General features: G+C 60.8%; 25 protein-coding genes, 1 tRNA gene and 5 pseudogenes. 27 read left to right on the top strand and 4 right to left on the bottom strand.

Annotation, left to right across the window (positions count from 1 at the left end; all coding sequences use genetic code 11):
• Positions 1-8 precede the first annotated feature (8 nt).
• The 20 genes and pseudogenes from AB1451_01795 to AB1451_01700 all read left to right on the top strand — a co-directional run bounded on the left by AB1451_01795 (position 9) and on the right by AB1451_01700 (position 14337).
• The gene (locus tag AB1451_01795; protein ID MEW6681641.1) at positions 9-557 is read left to right on the top strand and encodes a hypothetical protein; all 549 of its coding nucleotides are present in this window, start codon (positions 9-11) and stop codon (positions 555-557) included.
• A 439-nt stretch (positions 558-996) separates the two neighbouring features.
• A pseudogene (locus AB1451_01790) lies at positions 997-1188 on the top strand (transposase).
• 254 nt (positions 1189-1442) lie between these two features.
• Entirely contained in the window at positions 1443-2537 is a 1095-nt protein-coding gene (locus AB1451_01785; GenBank protein ID MEW6681640.1) for a hypothetical protein, read from the top strand.
• Positions 2538-2679: 142 nt separating this feature from the next.
• Positions 2680-2950 (top strand): annotated as a pseudogene (locus AB1451_01780) (DUF2277 domain-containing protein).
• A 179-nt stretch (positions 2951-3129) separates the two neighbouring features.
• A pseudogene (locus AB1451_01775) lies at positions 3130-3231 on the top strand (transposase).
• Positions 3232-3548: 317 nt separating this feature from the next.
• Complete coding sequence (locus tag AB1451_01770; protein ID MEW6681639.1) at positions 3549-4568, top strand: diguanylate cyclase; 1020 nt, start codon at positions 3549-3551, stop codon at positions 4566-4568.
• A gap of 321 nt (positions 4569-4889) precedes the next feature.
• Positions 4890-5300, top strand: a complete 411-nt coding sequence (locus tag AB1451_01765) for a VOC family protein (protein ID MEW6681638.1) — start codon at positions 4890-4892, stop codon at positions 5298-5300.
• Positions 5301-5361: 61 nt separating this feature from the next.
• Positions 5362-6411, top strand: a complete 1050-nt coding sequence (locus AB1451_01760; GenBank protein ID MEW6681637.1) for a medium chain dehydrogenase/reductase family protein — start codon at positions 5362-5364, stop codon at positions 6409-6411.
• Positions 6412-6479: 68 nt separating this feature from the next.
• Complete coding sequence (locus AB1451_01755) at positions 6480-6749, top strand: DUF2277 domain-containing protein (protein ID MEW6681636.1); 270 nt, start codon at positions 6480-6482, stop codon at positions 6747-6749.
• Between the two features lie 258 nt (positions 6750-7007).
• Positions 7008-7493 carry a VOC family protein gene (locus tag AB1451_01750; protein ID MEW6681635.1) on the top strand — a complete coding sequence of 162 codons (486 nt, stop codon included), beginning with the start codon at positions 7008-7010 and terminating at the stop codon, positions 7491-7493.
• Between the two features lie 75 nt (positions 7494-7568).
• Positions 7569-7937 (top strand): annotated as a pseudogene (locus AB1451_01745) (dihydrofolate reductase family protein).
• Between the two features lie 119 nt (positions 7938-8056).
• Positions 8057-8616, top strand: a pseudogene (locus AB1451_01740) (dihydrofolate reductase family protein).
• Positions 8617-9124: 508 nt separating this feature from the next.
• Positions 9125-9403 (top strand): helix-turn-helix domain-containing protein, encoded by a 279-nt coding sequence (locus AB1451_01735; GenBank protein ID MEW6681634.1) that lies wholly within the window; start codon positions 9125-9127, stop codon positions 9401-9403.
• Positions 9404-9525: 122 nt separating this feature from the next.
• Positions 9526-9813 carry a hypothetical protein gene (locus AB1451_01730; GenBank protein MEW6681633.1) on the top strand — a complete coding sequence of 96 codons (288 nt, stop codon included), beginning with the start codon at positions 9526-9528 and terminating at the stop codon, positions 9811-9813.
• 105 nt (positions 9814-9918) lie between these two features.
• The gene (locus tag AB1451_01725) at positions 9919-10827 is read left to right on the top strand and encodes a DUF1801 domain-containing protein (GenBank protein MEW6681632.1); all 909 of its coding nucleotides are present in this window, start codon (positions 9919-9921) and stop codon (positions 10825-10827) included.
• Between the two features lie 80 nt (positions 10828-10907).
• Positions 10908-11246 carry a DUF1801 domain-containing protein gene (locus AB1451_01720; GenBank protein MEW6681631.1) on the top strand — a complete coding sequence of 113 codons (339 nt, stop codon included), beginning with the start codon at positions 10908-10910 and terminating at the stop codon, positions 11244-11246.
• A 1-nt stretch (position 11247) separates the two neighbouring features.
• On the top strand, positions 11248-11667 hold the full coding sequence (locus tag AB1451_01715; GenBank protein ID MEW6681630.1) for a hypothetical protein: 420 nt from the start codon (positions 11248-11250) through the stop codon (positions 11665-11667).
• A gap of 183 nt (positions 11668-11850) precedes the next feature.
• Complete coding sequence (locus tag AB1451_01710) at positions 11851-12297, top strand: SRPBCC family protein (GenBank protein ID MEW6681629.1); 447 nt, start codon at positions 11851-11853, stop codon at positions 12295-12297.
• A 32-nt stretch (positions 12298-12329) separates the two neighbouring features.
• Positions 12330-13499 carry an acyl-CoA dehydrogenase family protein gene (locus AB1451_01705; protein MEW6681628.1) on the top strand — a complete coding sequence of 390 codons (1170 nt, stop codon included), beginning with the start codon at positions 12330-12332 and terminating at the stop codon, positions 13497-13499.
• Between the two features lie 280 nt (positions 13500-13779).
• Positions 13780-14337, top strand: coding sequence for a dihydrofolate reductase family protein (locus tag AB1451_01700; GenBank protein ID MEW6681627.1), 558 nt, complete (start codon positions 13780-13782; stop codon positions 14335-14337).
• Between the two features lie 105 nt (positions 14338-14442).
• Here the strand turns inward: AB1451_01700 and AB1451_01695 are convergent, their stop codons facing one another.
• Positions 14443-14757, bottom strand: coding sequence for a hypothetical protein (locus tag AB1451_01695; protein MEW6681626.1), 315 nt, complete (start codon positions 14755-14757; stop codon positions 14443-14445).
• Between the two features lie 255 nt (positions 14758-15012).
• Here AB1451_01695 and AB1451_01690 point away from each other — a divergent pair, with 255 nt between their 5' ends.
• From AB1451_01690 to AB1451_01675, 4 genes are all read left to right on the top strand, one after another.
• On the top strand, positions 15013-15444 hold the full coding sequence (locus AB1451_01690) for a hypothetical protein (GenBank protein ID MEW6681625.1): 432 nt from the start codon (positions 15013-15015) through the stop codon (positions 15442-15444).
• Between the two features lie 231 nt (positions 15445-15675).
• Positions 15676-16080: an NFACT RNA binding domain-containing protein gene (locus AB1451_01685; GenBank protein MEW6681624.1), complete on the top strand. Its 405-nt coding sequence runs from the start codon at positions 15676-15678 to the stop codon at positions 16078-16080.
• Positions 16077-16670 carry a hypothetical protein gene (locus tag AB1451_01680; protein MEW6681623.1) on the top strand — a complete coding sequence of 198 codons (594 nt, stop codon included), beginning with the start codon at positions 16077-16079 and terminating at the stop codon, positions 16668-16670. The genes AB1451_01685 and AB1451_01680 overlap by 4 nt, the downstream gene beginning before the upstream one ends.
• Positions 16667-17113, top strand: a complete 447-nt coding sequence (locus AB1451_01675; GenBank protein MEW6681622.1) for a hypothetical protein — start codon at positions 16667-16669, stop codon at positions 17111-17113. Before AB1451_01680 ends, AB1451_01675 begins: the two co-directional genes overlap by 4 nt.
• A gap of 41 nt (positions 17114-17154) precedes the next feature.
• Here the strand turns inward: AB1451_01675 and AB1451_01670 are convergent, their stop codons facing one another.
• From AB1451_01670 to AB1451_01660, 3 genes are all read right to left on the bottom strand, one after another.
• Positions 17155-18096: an NAD(P)-dependent alcohol dehydrogenase gene (locus AB1451_01670; protein MEW6681621.1), complete on the bottom strand. Its 942-nt coding sequence runs from the start codon at positions 18094-18096 to the stop codon at positions 17155-17157.
• A complete protein-coding gene (glgB, locus tag AB1451_01665; protein MEW6681620.1) occupies positions 18093-19982 on the bottom strand; it encodes a 1,4-alpha-glucan branching protein GlgB in 1890 nt (629 codons plus the stop codon). Before glgB ends, AB1451_01670 begins: the two co-directional genes overlap by 4 nt.
• Positions 19983-20072: 90 nt before the next feature.
• The gene (locus AB1451_01660) at positions 20073-20480 is read right to left on the bottom strand and encodes a CBS domain-containing protein (GenBank protein MEW6681619.1); all 408 of its coding nucleotides are present in this window, start codon (positions 20478-20480) and stop codon (positions 20073-20075) included.
• Between the two features lie 185 nt (positions 20481-20665).
• On the opposite strand from AB1451_01660, the gene AB1451_01655 reads away from it, so the two are divergent.
• The 3 genes from AB1451_01655 to AB1451_01645 all read left to right on the top strand — a co-directional run bounded on the left by AB1451_01655 (position 20666) and on the right by AB1451_01645 (position 22675).
• Positions 20666-20742, top strand: a tRNA-Arg gene (locus tag AB1451_01655).
• A gap of 175 nt (positions 20743-20917) precedes the next feature.
• On the top strand, positions 20918-21868 hold the full coding sequence (locus tag AB1451_01650; GenBank protein MEW6681618.1) for a hypothetical protein: 951 nt from the start codon (positions 20918-20920) through the stop codon (positions 21866-21868).
• Between the two features lie 30 nt (positions 21869-21898).
• Positions 21899-22675 (top strand): hypothetical protein, encoded by a 777-nt coding sequence (locus AB1451_01645; GenBank protein ID MEW6681617.1) that lies wholly within the window; start codon positions 21899-21901, stop codon positions 22673-22675.
• Positions 22676-22930: the final 255 nt, after the last annotated feature.

Below are 22930 nucleotides of genomic sequence, written 5' to 3'. Positions count from 1 at the left end.
TCAACGATATGTCTGACCAAGAACTAGGAAAGAAGCTCGTGGAGGAAATGGAGTTCGAGCCGTTCCCGGACGAGTACAGACGTATCACCGGACTGAGGCTGAGACAGATCAGCCGCAGCGAACGACCAGACATCGTGTGTCTGCGATCTGACGGAATTGAAGTCGGAATTGAGCTTACCAAGGTGATGGAAGATCCCGAGTCCCGAATGTGGGGGCGAATCCTGAATCGCTCGGATTATGCCGATCCGGTTGACGCCGCGATTCGGCTGCAAGAAGTTGTCTATCGAAAAGAGGCGAAACGATCGGGCGGCAGATGGCACCTTCCTGATAACATCATGCTTGTACTTCAACTGATGGATGTCCCAATCGAGGACGTTGCGCCTCATCTGGACGAAGAGATCATTGATGAGATGTCTGGAACTGGTTTCTTCGAGATCTGGGTCGCCGACTACACGGTTCAAGAGGCTTACGGGACAGTTCAACTCTTCGGCATTAAGCCACGCCAGTGGCGCGGACTCCACAATCATGCTTGGTCGGGCATGAAACCTTATGGGTAGGTGCTCTCAGCTCCGGTAGGCCCCTTACGAGGGGATGGAAATTCGCAGCAGCTTGGCCCCATTACCACAGCTGTTAGATGTCGGAGGATACCTGTGGACACCTTTGGGTTCACACCAGATACGTGGCGAACAGCCAAACGGCAGGCTAACGAGAGTAATCGGGGTCAGAGTACTTTTTGATTGACACTTAGCTTGGTCCGAGCCTAAGGGATTGAAAAGGTGTCAGACACCTTCCTGCCGTCCGGGAGATGAATACCGGAATAGCCACTTGGTACGCCGACGGGTCGCTGTACAGTCGCGTGGTACTTCGTGGGCCCTTGGTCCGGGGTCGGACCTGTGCAATGTGTTGAAAAGTCATCAGCCTTTGGTCAAAATGAGGCCGCTGGAGGACTTAGCACGCTCGTTTGAGGGCCCAAACCACGCTTCAGGAGGACGCGTCATGCCGCGCGCCCATCGCTATTTTCTTCCCCATCACATCTGGCATATCATGCACCGGTGTCATCAACGTGCGTTTCTCCTGAAATTCGCGCGTGACCGCCGGCGCTGGCGGCAGTGGCTGTTTGAGGCCACGAAGCGGTTTCGGCTGTGTGTGCTCAATTACGTCGTCGCGTGCAACCATATTCATCTCTTGGCCGTATTCTCCCCTCTCCTGGGAAGGGCACCATGCGAGGCCATCCGCTTGTTATATTCCTGGTAGGTTCCCTCCTCCCTCAGTGCGACCCGCATCGCGAAATCCGGCCCGGGATTCACCCGGCGACTTGGACCGAGGCGGTACAGGTCGCGCCACATCGCGAGGTGGATCAGGACAGCGAATCGATCACACTGGCTGTCGATGAGACGGGCAACGCTATTGCGGTCTGGGCGACTCACCCGGAAGGGGGCGGCGTGATCCGAGCGGCGCATTACCGGGCGGGACGAGGGTGGGATCCACAGCGTCCGGTGCTCTCAGAACGCAAGGGAGCGGTGTCGAGGATCGAGGGCTCTTCCGAAACCGTGGTTTGGAACCAAGGTGGCGGGCTCTACACGACTCGCTACACTCAAGATTATGGGTGGGCCGTTCCGGTGCGCATCGATCGAAACGCAGGCACTGCCTCACTCCTGCGCCTCACGAGCGATGGACCGGACCGAAGCCTGGCGGCATGGGTCGTGGTCAACGGTCGCTCTCACGACGTCGTGGTCCGAGAGGAAAACGCAGGAGACTGGCAGCCTTCGACCGTAGTTGATGCAGGCTCCGGCGTCGTTATTGGTCTGGACGTGGCGGCGGACCGCCGCGGAGGGGTCGTGGTTGTGTGGTCTCGTTGGGAAGAAACTGGCTATCGCGTGGTGGTACGGCGTTCTGCAATAAATGGGTGGGAGGAGGCGTGGCGGCTCGACGATGGCTTGGGCGACGCGATCGAACCGCATGTCGCGGCGTTACCTGACGGGTCAGCGGTCGTCATCTGGCGCCAGTTCGATGGTTCGGCATACAGCCTCTACGCCACCCACTACGATCCGGCCACGGGCTGGGGCTCACCAAAACCGATCGAAAGTCATCACGACGATGCTGTGTATCCCGATCTGTGTGGAGACGGAAAGGGGAACGCCCTGGCGGTCTGGCTCGAACGCAGGTGCATAGAGCGGCGCTGCGTCGAGTCGAATGGCAGGATCGCTCGCTACGATGCAGGGGCGGAGGGATGGAGTCGAGCCGTTCGCCTCGTTCCGGGCGCGAGCGATATCAAAACTGCGTGCGACGCCACCGGGCGTGCCATCGTGATCTGGGTCCAGAACGGCGCCTTCGGGCTTCCCCATATCTGGAGTAACCGCTATGACCCTGTCCAAGGGTGGGGTACACCACGCCCCATGAAACCGGACAGGCGAAGCTCCGCTCATCCCGCCGTGGCAATGAACGCCCAGGGCGCGGCGGTCGCCGTCTGGGAACATTTCGATCTCTTCAGCCGCCGGAGCCTCTACGGTAGTTGGTCTGCGCCCCAACCGAACTGAATCAGGTTTTGCCATGGAGCGCGGTATGCTGGAGTTGACGGCAGTATCGGAGCCCAGACCATGAGCCATCACCGTGTTGCGGGTCAAGAATTGGGGTCAGTGTACTAATTCCTCAGAGTGGAACGCCCTCCAGGGTGACGCTATGTGTAGAAGCATCAAGACACTCTTCAACTTTGAACCGCCAGCGGCGGACGAAGAAATTCATACGGCCGCGATGCAGTTCGTTAGAAAGGTGAGTGGCTTTAACCAGCCCGTCGAAAGCCAACGAAGGGGTATTTCTTACGGCGGTTGACGAAATAACGGCCATCTCCAGAAATCTCCTGAGCTCGCTTGAGACGAGTGCGCCGCCGCGGAACCGCGAAGTCGAGGCTGCCAAGGCGCGAGCGTGCGCCGCTCAGCGGCGCACGGTGTAGGACCAGCACGGCCTCGCGTATATGACACCCATACGTTGGCGCTACGCGACCATTACTTGGTCCGGGGTCGGACCTGTGCAATGTGTTGAAAAGTCATCAGCCTTTGGTCAAAATGAGGTCGCTGGAGGTCTTAGAGCGCACGTTTGAGGGCCCAACCTGCGCTTCACGGAGGACGTGTCATGCCGCGCGCCCATCGCTATTTTCTTCCCAATCACATCTGGCATATCACGCACCGGTATCATCAACGCGCGTTTCTCCTGACATTCGCGCGTGACCGCCGGCGCTGCGCGAACCGCCGACCCTCTACGGTGCTTTTTGACGGGCAAAAAGGCCGCGCTAAAGGCTAAACGGCCCGCCGTGGCGGACCAAAATATCGAGACATCAATCGATTGCGCTGGTCCGACCCCGAACGAGTACCCGGGGAAATCAAACTAAAGTACGATTGTTTTTCTAGAATTTCTCTCGGTATAGTAAAAGCCTCATTGGAAGTTCTTCCCGGAACGGAATTCTCCGAGTCCAACAAACCTGCTCGTTCGTGAATTAGTCCTGCGGTTGGTCCTAGCGCAGGTGTCCAGGTAATCGTCACGATGGGGGAATCATGGAGCGAAGCATTCCTAGGGCATCTGACGGTGCTATCAGACCAGCGCGTTGGGTTGGGTCGCCTCCGGGGTGCAGCCCGGCGAAGATTCTGATCGTCGAAGACAACACATTCACCCGCCACGAGATCATCAGCATTCTCGGCGCCTCGAACCTGACCGTTGAGATCATCGAGGCCTCCGACGGAATGGAAGCGCTCGGGTTGCTCCTTGATCAAGAGGACGTTGATCTGATCATTACCGATCTAGGCATGCCGAGAGTTGACGGGTTGAATCTGCTTCCGGCGGTGCGAGGCGAGGAGCGGTTCGCGCACATTCCAGTGATCATCGTCGCATCGAAGACGGAGATCCAGGGGAAATTACCGACTTTCGAGCGCGGCGCCCACGACTTTCTGACCCAACCGTTCTATCCCGCTGAACTGATCGCTCGCGTCCGGGTCATGCTGGAGCTGCGCACCCACATGCTCGCCCTCCAGCAACGGTCGATCATCGACGCCCTGACTGGTCTGTATAGCCAGGCCTATCTCTGGGAGGCGTTAGGCCGTGAGATCAAACGCGGCCAGCGATACGGCCTCAATCTCTCGTGTTTGATGATCGATGTCGATGACTTTAAATCAATCAACGATACGATGGGACACTTGGTGGGAGACGACGTGCTGCGGACCATGGGGCGTCTGTTGCGGTCGACCTTGCGGGAGTACAACGTGACGGTCCGATACGGCGGCGACGAATTCGTGGTGTTGATGCAGAGCACCGCTGATGGCGCGCGAATGGTCGCCTCGCGGATACGCGAGGCAGTGGCCGTCCATCGGTTTTTCCCCCAGGATCGTCGGCCGAACCCTGTTCATGTGACGATTGGCGTCGCCTGCGCTCCGGCCTCATCCATCGACGATCCGCACGTGCTCGTCGAGGCCGCCGACCGTGCCCTCTACCGAGCGAAACGTGCGGGTAAGGATCGAGTCAACGTCACAGAGTTTCTTAACAGCAGAGGATATCAACGGTCCAGTGACTCACTTCCGTAAGTGGCTGAAAGAAACGATCGCTGTCATCGCAGCAGGTAGTGCACCCCCTCCTCAGCAACACATAAGTCGAAGCACGGACTATACCCGGTAAACTTGCTTCCCTCGCTGTCTGCGGGCTAGTGTAGAGGCCCGGGAGCCGCAGCCGGTGACGACGGACGCGTGAGCGTGCCGGCTGTGTATCCAAGCGGACCTGCTCAAGAAAATTTATCGGCCGGTTGTCGATTTCGGGCGTCACCGAACGACTATAAGGCGTAGACGGCAATTCACGAAGCGACTCATTCACAGCCCGGCCGGGGCATGCCCACCAAAGGAGGAGCCTCCATGAAAATGAATCCGGTCGTCCATTTTGAAATGCCGGCTGAGGACAAGCAACGCATGGCGGGTTTTTATACAAAAGTGTTCGGATGGAAGACCCTGCAGTTGGGTCCTGAAATGGGAAATTATGTCTTGGCCACCACCACCGAGACCGACGAAAATCGGATGGTGAAGACACCCGGCGCGATCAACGGTGGTTTCTATGAAAAGACGAAATCGGACCAGCATACGAGGATTACAATCGCTGTGGACGATGTCAGGGCGGCAATGAGAAAAGTCGAAGCAGCGGGCGGTAAGGTACTTGGCGGAATGCAAAAGCCGGGAGAACCGGACGAGATCCCCGGCGTGGGGCTGTATGCGACGTTCGTAGACACCGAAGGCAATACAGTCAGTATGTTGCAGCCGACCAATATGTAGATCATGTGGACGCCGATCGTCGAGCAATCGGCCCCTAACGCGTTCGTATAATGGCCGATCCGTGAAACACAGGCGCATCATCGTGACTCACTATGGCGGGCCCGATGCACTTCAGGTGCTCGAAGAAGAGCGCCCCGGGCCGAAGAGTGGTGAAGCGCGGGTGAGCGTGCTGGCCGCGGGTGTGTCCTTGCCCGACGTGATGATGCGCGAGGGCATTCATCCCGAGACGCCCCCGCTGCCCTTCACGCCGGGGTGGGACCTGGTCGGCGTGGTGGATCGGCTCGGAGACGGCGTCTCCGGACTCGAACCAGGCCGGATCGTTGCCGCGCTGCCGATCAGCGGTGCGTATGCGGAGTTCGTCTGCCTGCCGCAACGCGAACTGGTTCCGGTGCCATCCGGGTTGGACGCGGCCGAGGCTGTCAGCCTCGTGCTGAACTACGTGACGGCGTACCAGATGATGCATCGCTCCGCCAAGGTCAGACCGGGCCAGCGCGTGCTGATCCACGGCGCGGCCGGCGGGGTCGGCACGGCGCTCTTGCAGCTTGGGCGCCTTGCCGGGCTGGAGATGTACGGTACCTGTTCATCGCAAAGCGCGTCGGCCGTTGCCGACCTGGGCGGTATCCCGATTGATTATCAGCATCAAGACTTCGTGAACGAAATTCTCCGCCTCACGGGTGAGGGCGTCGACGTTGTCTTCGAGAGCATCGGTGGCACCCATATCTGGCGTTCCCGCAAGGCGCTCCGTCCCGGCGGAACGGTCGTGGCCTACGGCCTCACCGGCTCGCTCCGTGGGGGGCGATTGGCTTCGGGGCGTTCAGGTCGTCGTCATCGCTTTCGTGCTATCGCCATCTTCGGCGTGTACATCGCCGGCGGCTGGCTTCTCCCGGGCCGGAAACGGGTGGTCCCCTACAGCATCCAGTGGCTCAAACGGCTGAGGCCGACACTGTTTCGACAGGATTTGATCGCCCTGTTCGACCTCCTTCAGCAGCAGAAGATCAAGCCACTCATCGCGCGGCGATTTCCTCTTGCCGAGGCAAGGCAGGCGCACGAGTTGCTCGGGAAAGGAGGCGTGACGGGCAAGATCGTGCTCGTATCCAACAACAGGTCATAAGGACTATCCAGAAAAATTGGGGTCAGTGTACTGATTCCTCAGAGTGGAACGCCATCCAGGGTGACGCTATGTGTAGAAGCATCAAGATACTCTTCAACTTTGAACCGCCGGCGGCGGACGAAGAAATTCGTTTGGCCGCGATGCAGTTCGTTAGAAAGGTGAGTGGCTTTAACAAGCCGTCGAAAGCCAACGAAGGGGTATTTCTCAGGGCGGTTGACGAAATAACGGCCATCTCCAGAAATCTCTTGAAGTCGCTTGAGACGAATGCGCCGCCACGGAACCGCGAAGTCGAGGCTGCGAAGGCGCGAGCGCGCGCTGCTCAGCGGCGCACGGTGTAGGACCAGCACGGCCTCGCGTAGCGATGATATGGAGGAGCCATGAAGGCTTCTAGTTCAAGTTATAGCCTTAACCGGCTGGATTATTTGATCGACCTGCGTTAATTATTGGTCGCGATACCAAGCAGTTAGGACGCAGTTCTTGTCGTAGTTGCAGAATTCATTCGGACTTCGAATTTTCGTCAGACCGCCAAACGGGGGATCGATGACTTCATCCGGGAGCGGCGCAGACTCTAGTTCTAATCATGATGGAGGAGCAACATGACGAAGATCGCAAAGAACACGATTTGCCTTTGGTACGAACGCGATGCCGAGGAGGCGGCGCGGTTCTACGCCAAGACCTTTCCCGATTCGTCCGTCGGCGCGGTGCATCGCGCACCAGGAGACTTCCCGTCGGGCAAGCAAGGGGACGTGTTGACAGTCGAGTTCACCGTGATGGGCATCCCCTGCCTGGGGCTTAACGGTGGGCCCGAGTTCAAGCACAATGAAGCGTTCTCGTTCCAAGTTGCCACCGAAGATCAGGCCGAGACCGATCGTTATTGGAACGCGATCGTCGGCAACGGCGGCCAAGAGAGCGAGTGCGGTTGGTGCAAAGACAAGTGGGGCGTCTCCTGGCAGATTACACCAATCGCGTTGACCAAGGCGTATACCAGCCCCGATCGCTCCGCCGCCAAGCGGGCGTTCGATGCAATGATGACGATGAAAAAAATCGACATAGCCGTGATCGAGGCGGCGGTTCGTGGCTAGAAGCCGGCGGTCTAATTTTCGTTAGGCGTCATCCAGCCGTCGCACTGTCGATTTCGCAGAGTCTCGTTCGACTCCCTGTTCAACAGCGTGCCTAAGCACGTGGCCACGCATCGATCCGATACGCTGGACTGGCAGAACAGTCATGCGCTCGAGGGCGACCTTGCCGACGCGGCACGCGCGCTTAAGCAGCAGGACGGCGCCAACTTATTGACGTGGGGCAGCGGCGACATGGTGCGCCAACTGCTTGCAGCCGGGTTGGTGGACGAGCTTCGGCTTATGATATATCCCGTCGTACTTGGGCGCGGTAAGCGCTTGTTCGGCGACAACGCACAACCGGCGGCCTTCACCCTGGCGCACTCGATCAGCACGCCTGGCGGCGTGCTGATCGCCCGCTATGTGCGCAGCGGCGAGGTGCGCACAGGAACGTTTGAAGACGTTGAGTAGGAAAAGCCAGTGACGCCTAACAAGCGGTTCCAGGCGATGCCCTCGCGCTGTGCGCTCGGGCGTGCCTGAACCGCGGCGTTAGACTGCCCTATGATTATGATTATAGGTACTCTTGCGTAATGCGACCCCTTCGGTATTCCATCAACGTCACATTGGACGGGTGCTGCGATCACCGTGCAATCCTCCCGGACGAAGAGTTGCATCGTCACCATGCCGACAACATCGCCCAGGCCGATGCCCTCCTCTTTGGCCGGGTGACTTACGAAATGATGGAGGCAGCGTGGCGGGCGCCGGCGCGGACGGGAGCGAGGCCTGATTGGATGCAACCCTGGATGGAACCCTTCGCCCGGACGATCGACGCGGCGAAGAAGTACGTCGTGTCTAGCACCTGGACCGGGTCGATTGGAACGCAGAACTCGTGCGCGGGGATCTGAGGCAGGCCGTTCAGCAACTCAAGCGGGAGTCGGGAAAGGGATTGTTCGTGGCAGGGGTGAAGCTCGCGCTGGCGTTGACGGAGCTCGGGTTGATCGATGAGTACGAGTTCGTGGTGCAGCCCAGGCTAGCGGGCCATGGGCCGACATTGTTCGCGGGGCTATCGAAGCATGTCGACTTGAAGCTCGTGAGCCGGCTGGAGTTCAGCTCGGGAGCGGTGGTAATACGGTATGAACCGAGAAGGTAGTAGAAAGACCTCGTGGCGGTGAAATGGGGGCCGCCTAACAAGCGGTTGCAGGCGCGGCGTTAGGCCGCCAATCGAAGCGGAGAACATGAGGGAAAGTCGGCAGACCAATGAACAAGCCGAATGAGCTGAAGGGGTGCCCGCTTCTGGCAGGGATTTCACCAGAAGACCTCCGTCGCGACTGTCCGACGGCTCGGATTGTGGCGATTCGGCACCGCGGCATGATCTACCGGCAAGGCGAGCCCGGGCGAACTGTCTTTTGCGTGCTCGATGGTCAGGTGACCATCGCGAGGATCAGCTATGACGGCGCGACTCTCACACGGCGGCATTGGGGGCGGGGGACTTCTTCGGCCCCGCGCTGCGTGGCGCCACTGAAGCCGAAGACACGGCGAGGGCAAAGGGAGCTGTTACCATATGGCGAGCGCCGATCGACGAGTGGCGGCGCCTGTTGCTGCACCACCCCGCAGTCGCGTGGGAATTTGTCTCGCTTCTCGCGCTGCGCCAGGGCCAGATGGAACGCAGGCTCGAAAGCTTCGCGTTCAAACGAACCGAGGCACGACTAGCCCAGACTTTCCGAGACTTGTCAGGAGGGTTCGCCACTCGCTGCATCCATGGCTTCGGACAACACCTTCGCCTCACGCAACAGGAGTTGGCCGACCTCGTGGGAGCGAGCAGACCGGTTGTGAGTACGATCCTCAACAAACTCCGTAACAAGGGAGTGCTCGCATACAACCGTGAATATGTGTGCGTTCGCCGGATCGAGGAGATCGCGAAACTGATCGATTCTTGAAAATGCTGCGGCACTGTCATCTAGAGAACAGCGAAGTGCCGTTCGACCTGTCAGATTGTAGGCACGCTCCCATTGCGGGAGCGTCGGCGCGGCGATTCCGCGCGAACTGACAGGAGGCCAACATGAACAACGCATATCTCGAGATCACGATGAAAGTGCCCGCGAAGGATCGTGTGAAGGCCGGTGCAGTTTACTCGAAGTACAAACAGCCGTTTCTCGCGACGATTCCCGGCGCGGAATCCAAGGAGCTCCTCCTACGTGAAGAAGATGTACAGGTGCTTCACGGATTCGATTCACGAGCCTCAGCAGAGGGCTACCTGAAGAGCGCGCTCTTCGGCAACGATGTCGTGAGAGCGTTGAAGCCCTACCTCTCGGCGGACCCAGAGATCCGGATTTACGAACGCCAATAGAACGCTGTCTTCGAGAATACGGCCTAACAACCGGTCGCAGCGGACGGCGCTGTGCGCCGCAGCTGAACCGGGCGTTGGGCATCACAACGAGTTGGAGAACGAACCGTGGCGCTAAAACCAAAGGCGAAGCCGAAGGCCAATCCAGGTGCGGAAGCGAAGCGCGCGACTGAGAAGGCGGCCTCTCGTCTCATCGACCAGCGGATCCGGTCTCTGGGTGGCTGGCGCGCCGAGACCCTGGCGGAGGTTCGCCGCGTCGTCCACGAGGCGGATCCGGATATCATGGAGGAGCGCAAATGGATCAAGCCCAGCAATCCATTAGGGGTGCCCGTATGGTCCCACGCTGGGATCGTCTGCACCGGAGAGGCCTACAAACAGGTGGTCAAGCTGACCTTCGCCCGGGGTGCCTCCTTGACGGACCCTCGGGGGCTCTTCAACTCCAGCCTCGAGGGAAACACGCGTCGCGCCATCGACATCAGGGAGGGAGAGGTGCTCGATGCTGAGGCCTTCAAGGCCTTGATCCAGGCCGCGGTCGCGGAGAACTTCCGGTCCAGCGCCCTGAAGTCCAAGTCCCCGCTGAAGGCAGGCGCGAAGGCCAAGCCAGGTGTGACTGAGGCCAAGCCGGTGAAACTGCTTTCAGGCGGCAATCCACAAATTGCGAAGGCCGACGGCGACGCGCCCGTGCAGGATTACATCGCAGCCATGCCGAGCTGGAAACGCGACATTGGGAAGCGCCTCGACGCGCTCATCGTGCGCAACGTGCCCAACGTGCGCAAGGCCGTGAAGTGGAACTCGCCGTTCTACGGCATCGAGGGCCAGGGCTGGTTCCTGTCGTTCCACGTCTTCACCCGCTACGTCAAGGTGACCTTCTTCCGGGGTACGTCGCTGCGACCCCTTCCGCCCGGAGGCACGGGTAAGGACGCGCGCTGGATCGACATCCACGAGAACGATCTCGACGAGGCGCGGATGGCGACGTGGGTGAAGCAAGCGGCTGCGTTGCCCGGCTGGGTTCCGTAACGGGGTCATCCAGCGTGGCCACAATCGACCTTCTGCGGTTCCCCAGTTCGGTCAAGCGAGATCCGGCTATCGACGTCTGGATGCATGAGCATTCGGGCGAATTGGGGGCGATCGCGCAGCGCTGGTTTGAGGTCATGCGCACCTGCGGAGACGATGTTCGAGAGTTGTTGCATGACGGCCATCCCACCGCGTGCGTCGGTGATGCGGCATTCGCCTACGTCAACGCCTTCAAAGCTCACGTCAACGTCGGGTTCTTTCGTGGCGCCGAGATTGCCGATCCGGAGGGCCTGTTGGAAGGCACTGGCAAGTTCATGCGCCATGTGAAACTCAGGCCCGAACGTGACGTCGATGCCACGACTCTCATGAAGCTAATCAAAACTGCATTCACTGATATGAAGAGGCGCCTGAAGGCGGAGTAGTGTGCCCGAGTTAAGGGGGGCTTGGCCGTTGCGCAACCTGGTCAGGTCTGCGGCTGCCTGGCTGCTCATCATGGTGCTGGCCATTCTGAACGGCATCTTCCGTGAGGCCGTGCTCCTTCCAGGTCTGGGCAAGCCCGTGGCGTTTCTGCTGAGCGGTTTCCTCCTGTGCTTATTCATTCTGGCCGTGGCCGTCGCGCTTGCGCGCTGGCTGCAACTTACCAGCCCTTCGCGATGCCTGACGGTCGGGGCGCTCTGGCTGGGTCTCACCCTCATCTTCGAATTCGGCTTCGGCATGGTGCAAGGCCAATCCTGGACGGAGATGCTCCAGGCGTACACATTCAAGGATGGCAACATCTGGCCCCTCGTGCTGGTGGCCACGTTCGTCGCCCCGCTGGTCGCAGCTCGCGTTCGCATGCCATAGCAAGGCGGGGCTGGATCTGATAGAGTGCGCCGAGTACGCCCATGCGCCGATGAAGTCGTCGGAGCGTTGGACTGCGCGAGACTCGAGCTATATCGCCGTGAGGCGGCGCCCTACGAGGATCAGAAACGCAACGAATACCGGAGATGTTTATCGTTCGTCGTCGTAGAAGGAAAGGAGCTCATCATGCCGACAAACACCATTCGACTTCACCGTGTGCTCCGTACTCCGCCTGAGCGGATTTATCGCGCGTTCCTCGACGCGGACGCGATGGTCAAATGGCTTCCGCCGAACGGATTCACGGGCAAGGTTCATCGGCTGGACGCCAAAGTCGGCGGAACATACAAAATGTCGTTCACGAACTTCAGCACCGGCAAGAGCCACTCCTTTGGCGGCAAATACCTTGAACTGGTGCCCGGCGAACGCATTCGTCACACGGACGCATTCGACGATCCCGGCCTGCCCGGCGAAATGCAGACGACAATCTCCCTGAAGAAAGTCTCCTGCGGGACCGAGGTCAGCATCGTGCAGGAAGGGGTGCCGGAGGTCATTCCGCCTGAGGCGCGTTATCTCGGTTGGCAGGAATCTCTCACCCTGCTTGCTCAACTGGTCGAGGCGGAAATTCCCGAGTAGTCCGGTGACCCCACGCTTTGGATCTTGATCAGATGGATGCCGCCAAGGTTCTGGAACGGGTGAAGGCGATCGCCGGGACGTTTGCGGCCGAGCGGTCGGTGCGCCAAGAGCGTCGGTTTCTGGCTCCTCCGGACTTTGCTGCGCTCCGCGAGGCTGGATTCCTCCTGACAGGAGTTCCGGCGGAGTTTGGCGGCCTGTGGACGGACGCGGCGCGCTCGACTCGGTCCGTCTGCGAGATACTGCGCGCGCTGGCTCGTGGTGATTCCTCGGTCGCGTTGGTGTGCTCGATGCATCCGGCCGTGCTGTCGTTCTGGCTGGCCACACCGGCGGTTCCTCAGGAGCACGCGAACGCTTGGGCCGGCCAGCGCAGATCAGTGTTTGAGGCCGCGGCTGGCCAGTGGTGGGGGACGATCACCTCCGAACCCGGCTCGGGTGGGGATGTGGCGCGCACCAAAGCGGTGGCGGGTTGTGAAAACGGGGCCTATCACCTGACCGGCGCTAAACACTTCGGATCAGGGTCCGGCATCACCTCGTATATGCTTACCACGGCCGTGCCGGATGGGGAGAGCGATCCTGATTGGTTCTTCGTCGACGTGCGCGGCGTGCCGTGGGACGGGTCGAAGGGACTGCGCCTGCTCGCCGAATGGGACGGCCACGGGATGGCCGCGACGCAAAGCCACGCCATGGCCTTTGAGCGCTTTCCCGCCACTCGCTTTGCGTGGCCTGGGCACTGGCGCGCGCTCGCCGAAGCCGCCGGCCCGGTCATCGGGTGCCTCTTCACCGCGGTCGTGCTCGGCGTGCTCGACACCGCGGTGGAGACGGCTCGCGCTTCGATCGCCAAACGCCCGGGCGACCTTCGGCCCTACGAACAGGTCGAGTGGACGCGCGCAGAGTCCGAAGCGTGGCTGGCCGTGCAGGCCTACGAGGGCATGCTCCGCGCCGTGGAAACAAGTTCGTCGCCGTTGCGCCAAGTCCTTCTGGGAAAACAATCCGTGGCCGAGCTCGCCGAGTCATGCCTGCTGCGGATCTGTCGCGTGCTCGGAGGCGGGACGTTTTCTCGACGCTCTCCGTACGGTCACTGGTTCGAGGATGTGCGCGCCCTGGGCTTCCTGCGTCCGCCCTGGGGCCTTGCGTACGACCTGCTCTTTAGCACGGTCTCAAAGGAGAGCGCCGCCACCGACGTCGGCTCCAGTCCGCGTTAGGCCGCAGCCAGATCGGTTCTTGGGCACGTAGTGACACGAACGGTGGAGGAACTGAGATGCCCAAGCGTGATCCCCGAGTGAACGAGTACATCCAGGAGTGCGCTCCGCTTGCGCGCCCGATCCTTAGGCATCTGCGGAAGGAAGAACGACTCCGCGCGTTCATCGCAGAATTCCTTTTGAGAAATACGCTCCCGAGGATGTTCAGCGTCTGGCCGATCACATTGCACGCTTTTCTCTCGCCGCTCTCCGTTCGTTTCAAGCAGGAACCGGTCGGTAATCGGTGAAGACCCAGTACTACACGGCGGCCAGCCTCGACGGGTTCATCGCCACCGTAGACGATTCGCTGGAGTGGCTTTTCCCGCTCGGGGACATCGAGGCCACGAGCTACCCCGCCTTCATCCGCGAGGTCGGCGCGCTCGCCATGGGCTCGATGACTTACGAGTGGATGCTGCGGCACGTGGTGGGCCCTGAGGCCAAGGAGCCGCAGCCGTGGCCGTACGAGCAGCCGACCTGGGTGTTCACCTCCCGCTCGCTCTCCCCGGTGCCCGGCGCCGACATTCGCTTCGTGCGCGGCGACGTCCGTCCGGTGCACGAACAGATGGTTGCGGCGGCGGGCGGCAAGAACGTCTGGATCGTCGGCGGCGGGGACCTCGCGGGCCAGTTCTACGATCACGGCCTGCTCGACGAGCTGTTCGTGCAGATCGGGTCGGTGACGTTGGGGGCCGGGAAGCCGCTGTTGCCGCGGGCCATTACCAACCCGGCGCTCCGTCTGGTCTCGGTGCGCGCCGTGGGTACCGGATTCGCCGAACTGCACTACGAAGTCCCGCGCCGGCGATGAGGGGCGAGGGCCCGCCAGATCACCGGCCCACCGTGACCCGCGCAGAAGGTAGGCGAATGACGCCGGTCACGGTGCTCCTGCGGGCCGCAAATAGCGGGGACGTCGTCAGCTCGCGTTGACCACGGCGCGCGCGGCGGGCAGGCCCCTGCCCGCCGCGGGTGGCAGATAGGGTGCCTTCCCCAAGGCGTGGATGATCCGCTGCTCCGATCCCCAGTCGCTCCATTCCACCCCGCGAACGGGTAGGACCAGGAGTAATGGGGATCGATGGCCGGGGATCGACGCGAGGATTGTCCGGGAGAAGTTCACGGGTTGAAGGTTCTGGTAGACCTCCTCCACCACGCTGTTTTCGAGCGGCGTGCCGATCGCCCGCCGGATCCGATCGAAGGCCCGCCTCAGCGCGGGCGCGATGCGGGCGACCACGTTCCACCAATTCCCTCGCTGAATCGACCGTTGGTTTTTCGACGAATCTGAGAACCCGCCGCGTGCCGGACAGGGAAGAAATCAGCGCATCAATCGCAAAGAAATGCATGCATGGGCCTCCCTGAGGTTCATGAAGATCAAGACACGGTTAGAGACACATCACTCGAAGCGGCGATATTTCCAAATAGGCAAATAGGAATGGGCTGCTAGAATTACATTGCTCATTTCGTGATGTTTTGGACAAGGGAGGGAGAGATGAAGCCGACCACCGCCGCTTCCGCATCAAGGACTCTGGCACTTTCCACGAGTATCCTGCTGTTGGGCCTCTGCGCAATGACATCGATGGGCTGCTCGATCGGCATCAATCTGACGCAACCGGCTCGGAAAGACTTGAGCGTGTTTCAGCCCGGTACTCCGCGGGAGAACATCGTCGCGGAGATCGGAGAGCCGGCGTGGAGCGGGGAGCGGCAGAATCAAACGAAAGAAATCTTCGCGTTCAAGCCAGGACGTTACGCCCTCGATAAGGCTGGCAGGACGTTCGTGTACCTCGTGTGGGATCTGGGGACGTTGGGCATCGCTGAAATCTTCACCACCCCGGCCGAGGTGGCTACGCGCAGCCGAATCCGAAAGATGGAGGTGATTTACGATCCAGAGATGCGCGTGTTGACCTCCGAGTGGCTGAACTGACGATATCCCCAGGATAGTGAGCAGCACGCGTTGGGACGTCGATCCGTCCTAATCATCGTTCGATCATAGACGTCGGATTCCGGCCCGTGGCGCACGTTACGGAGCCGTCATCGACCCCACACCCTGAAAGCGAGTCACTCCCTCGGCCTTTACCCGCGTTCGGAAACCATGTTATAAGCGCCGCATCGTGCGGTTCCTCGTCGGAATGATCCCGCCGACCGTGCCTGAAACGTGAGCGGCTCCAAGCCCCGACTGTATTGTTATGAGTTGCCGGGCTCCTGGACCGTGCTCGCCGGCGCTACGGACGAAGACAACGATTATTTGAGCACCGAGCTGGCCAAGCCCGGTGACTGGTGGTTTCACGCCGAAGGCGTGCCTGGAAGCCACGTGATCCTGCGCGCCCGGACCGGGGAGGAGCCGAGCCGGGACACGATCCAGCAGGCCGCGGCCGTGGCGGCGTATCATAGTAAGAGTCGCGGAGCAGGCACGGTCCGCGTGTACTGCACGCGCGCGAGGTACGTGACCAAGCCTCGCGGCGCCAAGGTCGGGACGGTTCACGTGGCGAAGGGAAAAGTGTTGAAAGTTCGGTCAGACATCAGCTTCGCGATCCGCGTGCCGGGTGGGGCGGCATTGTGAGGATCCGCATCGTCCTGGCGCTGGTGCTCGCGCTCGCTGTCTGCGGATGCGCGACCATGCGGGACACCATCGAAGGCCGCGAGTCCGGCACCTCGCGAATACTGGAGGTGCCGTTCGACTCCACGTGGGCCGCGGCCGTCGAGGTGATGCGGCCGTATCAGACCGCGGAGATCGACAAGACCCACGGCGTACTCGTCACCGACTGGGTCGAACGCCTGGTCGAACCAGACGCGTTTGCACAGCAGGGGATCTTGAAAGAACGCACGCGGTTCGAGATTGCCATTGCTGCACGCGACGGGGGCAGTCGGGTCGCCGTGCGTCGGACCGTCGAACTCCTTGCCCCGGTCTTCGTACACCCCGCGGCGGCGAGCCCAAAGCCTGTTTGCGAAGATCCCTTTTGCGGGCCGGAAAACCCCTGGGAAAGGCCGCAAGGTAGTCCGGTCTATGTGTGGCAGAATATCGCGCAGGTTCAAAACGCGCCTGAATCGAGCTCCAGTCAGAGGGAGCTGGAGATCCTGGATGCCATCGAAGCCGCGGCAAAGGGGATGTCCGAGCAAGGCAATGCATCCGGAGCTGCGGGGACAAAATGAGTAAAGTTCGGCGTAGTTTGATCGTCGGCCAGTTGGCCGCGCTGTTCCTGTGTGTCTCAGCGGATGCCGCGACGGACACGAAGCTCGGCGTGCCCAGTCCGATCACGATTGGTCTGGCCGACTATGCGTTTCAGGGCGCTGATGCCGCGGTCAAGGCATGGGTCAAGGGCAGCGCGAGGGAGGGGAGCCCCGAGGCCATCATACAGGTCAACTACCTGAGACAGGTCGAGTCCATGTACGGCAAGTTCCAAAGTTATCACCTGGTCCAGGTCCACGCGTTATCTCCGTTGAGCTTTATCGTGTACCTCACCATCAACTACGAGAAGGGGCCGCTGTTCGCCCGGTTCCTGGCTTACCGGATCAGGAACGACTGGGTTCTGCCCGATTTCACCTTCGACACCAAGCCTGAGGCGATCTTTCCGCCCGAACTCCTGGCAGACTAGCAGACTGCTGCACCCTTCGGTATCCCGCTAGGCGAACGGCCTCAGCCCACACGGAGCACCAGTTTGCCGCGGGTGTGGCCGGCCTCGCTGGCCGCGTGCGCTTGCGCGGCTTGTGCGAGCGGGAAGAGGCGTTCGATCTGCGGCTTGACGCGCCCGGCTTCGATCAGGTCGCGTAGCTGATCCAGATCTTCGCCCCGCGCCCGAAGGAAGAAGATGCGCGCGCGACGGCCCAGGGGAATCGCGCTGGTGACGGCGTGGAGAACGCTCGAGGCGCTGGGCAACGTCCTGACGTACGTGCCCTGCGGGGTGAGGATGGACTTGCAGCGGCCGAATGACGACGAGGAGACGGTGTCGAAGACCACGGCGTAGCGGTCATTTGACCGGGTGAAATCTTCGCGCTGATAATCCACGACCCGATCAGCCCCCAATGTCTTGATCCACTCGGCGTTTTTGCCGCTTGTCACGGCCGTCACCGTGCCGCCGAGCGCTTTCGCGACCTGCAGGGCGAACGACCCCACCCCGCCCGAGGCGCCGTTGATGAGCACGCGATCTCCCGGCTTCAACCGGCCGTAGTCGCGGAGCGCCTGCAGGGCCGTGAGGCCGGCGACCGGCACCGCGGCGGCCGCTTGGTAGTCGAGGTTCACGGGCTTGCGTGCGGCCTGTTGTTCGGGCACGGCCGCGAATTCGGCGTACGCCCCACCCGTGAACGGGGAGAGCATGGCGTACACCGCGTCACCGGGTTGAAAGCGCGTCACCGAGGCGCCCACACGAACAACCTCGCCCGCAAGGTCTGATCCAGGGATCACGGGAAATCGCTGCCACGGCGGTCTGACCCGCATCGCGCGCATCTTGCAATCGACGGGATTGACGCCGGCCGCGCGCACGCGAACCAGCAGTTGCCGCGGCTTGATTCTGGGCTCCGGCAGCTCGCCGACCTCCAACACGTCCGGCGGACCCGCACGACGATAGAACACCGCGTTCATGTTTCGCACCGGAAGTACACGATGGCCAGCGGCGGGAGGGTGAGCGACACGGAATGTTGGCGGTTGTTGGCGGGAACGGGCTCGGAGTGCGTGCCGCCCAGACTCCCCAGACCGCTCCCGCCGTATTCGCGGGCGTCGCTGTTCAACACTTCGCGCCAGAACCCGGGCCGGGGCACGCCGACCCGGTAGTGCGTGCGCGGTTGCGGGGTGAAGTTGCACACGACCAGCACGGCGTCGTCGCGGTCGCGTCCCTTGCGCAGGAACGAGATCAAACTGTTCTCCCAGTCGCGGTCGTCCACCCATTCGAACCCGTCGGAGTCGAAGTCACGCTCGTAGAGCGCGGGGGTCCGGCGATACACGTGGTTCAAGTCCTTGACCCACTGCTGGATCCCCTGATGCGCGGGAAGGCCCAGGAGATGCCAGTCCAGGCTTCGTTCGTGGTGCCATTCGTCCGGTTGGCCGAACTCTCCGCCCATGAACAGGAGTTTTTTCCCGGGATGCGCGTAGAAGTAGCCGAACAGCAAACGGAGCTGGGCGCGTTTCTGCCACTCATCGCCGGGCATCCGGTGGATCAACGACCCCTTGCCGTACACCACCTCGTCGTGCGACAGGGGCAGGACGAAGTTTTCAGTGAATGCGTACCACACGCTGAAGGTGAGCTGGTTCTGGTGGTACTTGCGGTAGATGGGATCTTTGGAAAAGTAGTCCAGCGTGTCGTGCATCCACCCCATGTTCCACTTCAGGCCGAAACCCAAGCCTCCCACGTCGACGGGACGGGACACCATGGGCCAGGCCGTAGACTCCTCGGCAATGGTCTGCGTGCCGGGGTGGTCGCGGTACAGGGTTCGGTTCATATCCCGGAGGAACGAGATGGCCGCCAGGTTTTCCCTGCCGCCGTATTCGTTGGGGATCCATTCGCCGGCGGGCCGCGCATAGTCCAGATACAGCATCGAAGCCACGGCATCCACGCGGAGAGCGTCCGCGTGGTACCGGTCCAGCCAGAACGCGGCGCTGCTTCCCAGGAACGCGCGGACTTCGTGGCGGCCGTAGTTGAAGATGCAACTCTTCCACTCGGGATGAAAACCTTGGCGGGGGTCGGCGTGTTCGTAGAGGTGGCTGCCGTCGAAAAACACCAGACCGTGCTCGTCGTTCGGGAAATGCGACGGCACCCAGTCCAGGATCACGCCGATGCCGTGTTGGTGGAGCTGGTCGATCAAGTACATGAAATCCTGCGGCGTCCCGTATCGAGCCGTGGGCGCGAAAAATCCCGTCACCTGATACCCCCACGAGCCGTAGAACGGGTGTTCCATCACGGGAAGGAACTCCACGTGGGTGAAGCCCATGTCAACGACGTACCGGGTGAGGTCGTGGGCCAACTCGCGGTAGGTCAGGGAGCGATTGCCCCCCTCGATCGACCGACGCCACGAACCCAGGTGGACCTCGTAAACCGACATGGGCGCGGACAAGTCATTGGCGCGGGGACGGCTTGCCATCCATTCCTGATCACCCCATGCGTACGCCGGGTCCCACACCACGGACGCGGTTCGCGGCGGCAATTCGGTTCGAAAGGCAAAGGGGTCGGCTTTCTCGACCGCGTAGGGGAGGAGGGAGGACTCGATGCGGTACTTGTAGATCGTCCCGCTTTCAACACCGGGGACAAAGCCTTCCCAAATACCCGATTCATCGTACCGGACCGCGAGCGGGGAGGCGTCTCGGTTCCAGGCGTTGAAATCGCCGATCACCGACACGCGTTGCGCGCCCGGCGCCCAGACCGCGAAGCGCGTGCCCCGAACCCCGTTCTCGATCCCGACGTGCGCGCCCAGTCGCTCGTAGAGCCGGAAATGCGTGCCTTGTTTGAACAGGTAGACGTCGTAATCAGTCAACATGCCGGTTGCGGGTGCTCCCGACGGCGCTGAAACGCGCGTGAAAACTTCCCGGCAATTACCCGACCGGACGGCCGGCAACTGCCATCGATGCTACTCGACGCCCGAGTAGTAGCGGACGATGTCGGAGATCGAAATGATGCCGACGATGGTTTCGTTCTTCGTGACCGCCAGATGCCGGATGCCGTGTTCCTTCATGAGTTTGACGGCCTCGACGATCGGCTCGTTGTCCTCGATCGACACGATCTTCCGGCTCATCACGGCCTTGACCAGGGTCGTGTTGGGGTCGAGGCCTTTGGCCACCGCGTTGCGGCTCAGCCCCGATTCGGTGATCACGCCGACGTAGCGCCGGTCGTCGTCCACGAACAGCAGACCGATCTTGTACTTCTGCAGGAGCTTGCCGGCCTCCTTGAGCGTGGCATCCCAACGCACGCTGCGCACCTCTTCGGTCATGTACTCCGACACCCGCGCCTCGGTCGTAGACCATCCCTGTGTTCGCATGCGCTCCTCGTGGACTGGTGGCGTCGGCGTCGCACTGCCGACAGAATCATCCGTGACGAGCGAAGTGTACCAGATCAGCGGCGAGGATGGCAGGGGTGACGTGACGCTCGCGCGGCAGCGCGAGGTGACACCCTGATTCGCCATGTGATATAAAATCCTGCTGTTGTCCGCATCGGCGCGCTCTCGCCCCTGTAGCTCAGTTGGATAGAGCAGCGGTTTCCTAAACCGTGTGTCGCGTGTTCAATTCACGCCAGGGGCACCATTTTTCAAGGGCTTGCAGGGTGGGCCTAGTCGAGAAACTGTGAACTATGCCCAAGCTGTGCCCTCCGAGTCCCATCAAATTTCCCAACAGGTACCGGGTCGGGATAAGTTGACGAGGTGATCGGCCTCGCCGTATTAGGGTAGGCGTTATCCCCAGCCATATCAGGAGATCCACCATGAATGACCGGACATCCTGTCCCGCCTGCAAAACTGCTGTTAGGCCAGCAGGCATTGCTACCACCCGTGAACGAATTCCGGTCGATTGCCCGAACTGTGGCCGTTACCAACTGACTCGGCAAGCTGAGCTGGGAGCAAGGCCTCGTCTTGCCAGCGATCCAGAATTTGCGATGATCCTTGCCCACGCTATTCGACGGATGCAACGAAACAACGAGTGGCCGGTCGTTAACTCTGACCTAATAGAGCGGATCGAGAGGGAGGGGCGTCTCCCAGATCCGGCGGAGCAGGCCGACAACTTGGTGATTTGGATTGGAGACATGCAGCGGCATCCGGGTGAAATGATCCCCCTGGACTACGATAACTCCAGGGCCGTGGTTGGCGCGTTCGATGCACCCGGAGTGCGATTTATCGCAAAGTCGCTTTATGGAGCAGGACTCGTGGAATTCACCAATACTGATCTGCTGGGACGGATTGGTCTGACCTTTGCTGGATGGCAACGCTATCATCTGATGAGACGGCAATCGACCACCAGCCCGCGAGCGTTCATGGCGATGAAGTACAACGACCCGATCCTGGACCAGAAGATCTACCCGAAGTTCAAGGAAGCGACAAGAGAGGCCGGATTCGATCTTGTGAGGCTGGACGACGCGCCCAGAGCCGGACTGATCGACGAGCAGCTTCGCGTCGAAATACGACGCGCCCGCTTCCTGGTGGCCGATCTCACCCACGATAACTCTGGCGCATACTGGGAGGCGGGGTTCGCGGAGGGACTGGGCAAACCGGTGATCTATACGTGCGAGACGGGGATTTTTGAATCGAGGGGTACACACTTCGATACGAATCACTCCCACACGATCCGGTGGGTGGAGAATGATCCCGTTGACGCGGCACGCCGGTTAAAGGCGACGATCCGGGCCACATTTCCAGAGGAAGCGCGGATTGAGGATTGACTCGGCGATCCGGACTTTGAGGTAGACGAGATGGATGATCGCGAAGTCAAAGAATTTGCCAAGGAGGCACTTCGACACTTCGGGCTACAGGTCGAGGATATTCCGCCGCAACCGGGCCGAAAAACGCCTGATCTATTAGGTCGATTCGCCGAAGGAGAGACATTTCTCTTTGAGGTGAAGGCGAAACGTGACGACCCGGACCAAGTCGAGGAAGAGGAAAGAGCGTTAGACCAAGGAGAAGCCTATTCGCGCTCCATACCCACGGGGAGCCGAAATACCCTGTCAGGAATCATTAGCGACGGCGTAGAGCAACTGGTCTCATATCTGGAGGTCGGTGACGCTTTTCGCCTCCTGTGGTTACAGTGCGAAGGCAGGGAGGCCGCGGATCACCGACGGCGATTTCAGTCCACACTGTTTGGAATCCAGGAAATCATCGACATGGATGACGCGACTCATGATTCTCGATATTGTTATTATTTCGGTAATAGCGAGTTCTTCAGGCACCGGGAAACTCTTGATGGTGCCATTATCTTCGCGAATGATGAGATCCAACTCTGCGTCAACACGCTTTCACCTCGAGTCGAGGGATTCAGGAGGTCGAAGCTCGTACAGGTGCTTGCCGCTGGGCTATGTGATCCCGACGCGCTCGAAGCACGAGGAGAGGGATACATTGTTGACGGTGACATCGACCGCAGGGACAAGAATTTGGTGATCGGGCACCTTGCAGCGAAGTATAATCGGCCACGTCTGATCTTCATCGACATGAAGCACCACACAGTCAAGATGAGGGTGCCACGATCTGAGTAGCTCTCGGTACGCCATGAATCTGGCCTTCTCCAACCGAGTCGTTTTGGTACTGGGCGACGAGGGAGTACGCCCGGCCCCGGAATCTTTGGCGCGGACCTAACGGGTCGAGGTAGTGTTGGGCGCAATACTTGATTTGGTGATAGGCGTTATCCCCGAGCACTTGCTTCCTGCTTGGGTAGAGCGGAGGCGTCTCCGCCTGCTGGTCCATAGAGCATCGTTTGTCGCCACGGGCCAGGAGTGTTTCTTTATCAACGC

It is taken from the genome of Nitrospirota bacterium (assembly GCA_040757335.1).
Classification (GTDB): Bacteria; Nitrospirota; Nitrospiria; order 2-01-FULL-66-17; family 2-01-FULL-66-17; genus JBFLXB01.
The sequence above is the reverse complement of the archived record's forward strand: the minus strand, read 5'-3'. Positions and strand labels throughout refer to the sequence as shown.

What these genes read in the sequence shown, in the direction of transcription:
- AB1451_01795 (MEW6681641.1), top strand. Translation starts at nt 9, where the DNA reads ATGTCTGACCAAGAACTAGGAAAGAAGCTCGTGGAGGAAATGGAGTTC.
- AB1451_01770 (MEW6681639.1), top strand. Translation starts at nt 3,549, where the DNA reads ATGGAGCGAAGCATTCCTAGGGCATCTGACGGTGCTATCAGACCAGCG.
- AB1451_01765 (MEW6681638.1), top strand. Translation starts at nt 4,890, where the DNA reads ATGAAAATGAATCCGGTCGTCCATTTTGAAATGCCGGCTGAGGACAAG.
- AB1451_01755 (MEW6681636.1), top strand. Translation starts at nt 6,480, where the DNA reads ATGTGTAGAAGCATCAAGATACTCTTCAACTTTGAACCGCCGGCGGCG.
- AB1451_01750 (MEW6681635.1), top strand. Translation starts at nt 7,008, where the DNA reads ATGACGAAGATCGCAAAGAACACGATTTGCCTTTGGTACGAACGCGAT.
- AB1451_01735 (MEW6681634.1), top strand. Translation starts at nt 9,125, where the DNA reads ATGGAACGCAGGCTCGAAAGCTTCGCGTTCAAACGAACCGAGGCACGA.
- AB1451_01730 (MEW6681633.1), top strand. Translation starts at nt 9,526, where the DNA reads ATGAACAACGCATATCTCGAGATCACGATGAAAGTGCCCGCGAAGGAT.
- AB1451_01720 (MEW6681631.1), top strand. Translation starts at nt 10,908, where the DNA reads ATGCATGAGCATTCGGGCGAATTGGGGGCGATCGCGCAGCGCTGGTTT.
- AB1451_01710 (MEW6681629.1), top strand. Translation starts at nt 11,851, where the DNA reads ATGCCGACAAACACCATTCGACTTCACCGTGTGCTCCGTACTCCGCCT.
- AB1451_01705 (MEW6681628.1), top strand. Translation starts at nt 12,330, where the DNA reads ATGGATGCCGCCAAGGTTCTGGAACGGGTGAAGGCGATCGCCGGGACG.
- AB1451_01690 (MEW6681625.1), top strand. Translation starts at nt 15,013, where the DNA reads ATGAAGCCGACCACCGCCGCTTCCGCATCAAGGACTCTGGCACTTTCC.
- AB1451_01675 (MEW6681622.1), top strand. Translation starts at nt 16,667, where the DNA reads ATGAGTAAAGTTCGGCGTAGTTTGATCGTCGGCCAGTTGGCCGCGCTG.
- AB1451_01670 (MEW6681621.1), bottom strand. Translation starts at nt 18,096, where the DNA reads ATGAACGCGGTGTTCTATCGTCGTGCGGGTCCGCCGGACGTGTTGGAG.
- glgB (MEW6681620.1), bottom strand. Translation starts at nt 19,982, where the DNA reads ATGTTGACTGATTACGACGTCTACCTGTTCAAACAAGGCACGCATTTC.
- AB1451_01660 (MEW6681619.1), bottom strand. Translation starts at nt 20,480, where the DNA reads ATGCGAACACAGGGATGGTCTACGACCGAGGCGCGGGTGTCGGAGTAC.
- AB1451_01650 (MEW6681618.1), top strand. Translation starts at nt 20,918, where the DNA reads ATGAATGACCGGACATCCTGTCCCGCCTGCAAAACTGCTGTTAGGCCA.
- AB1451_01645 (MEW6681617.1), top strand. Translation starts at nt 21,899, where the DNA reads ATGGATGATCGCGAAGTCAAAGAATTTGCCAAGGAGGCACTTCGACAC.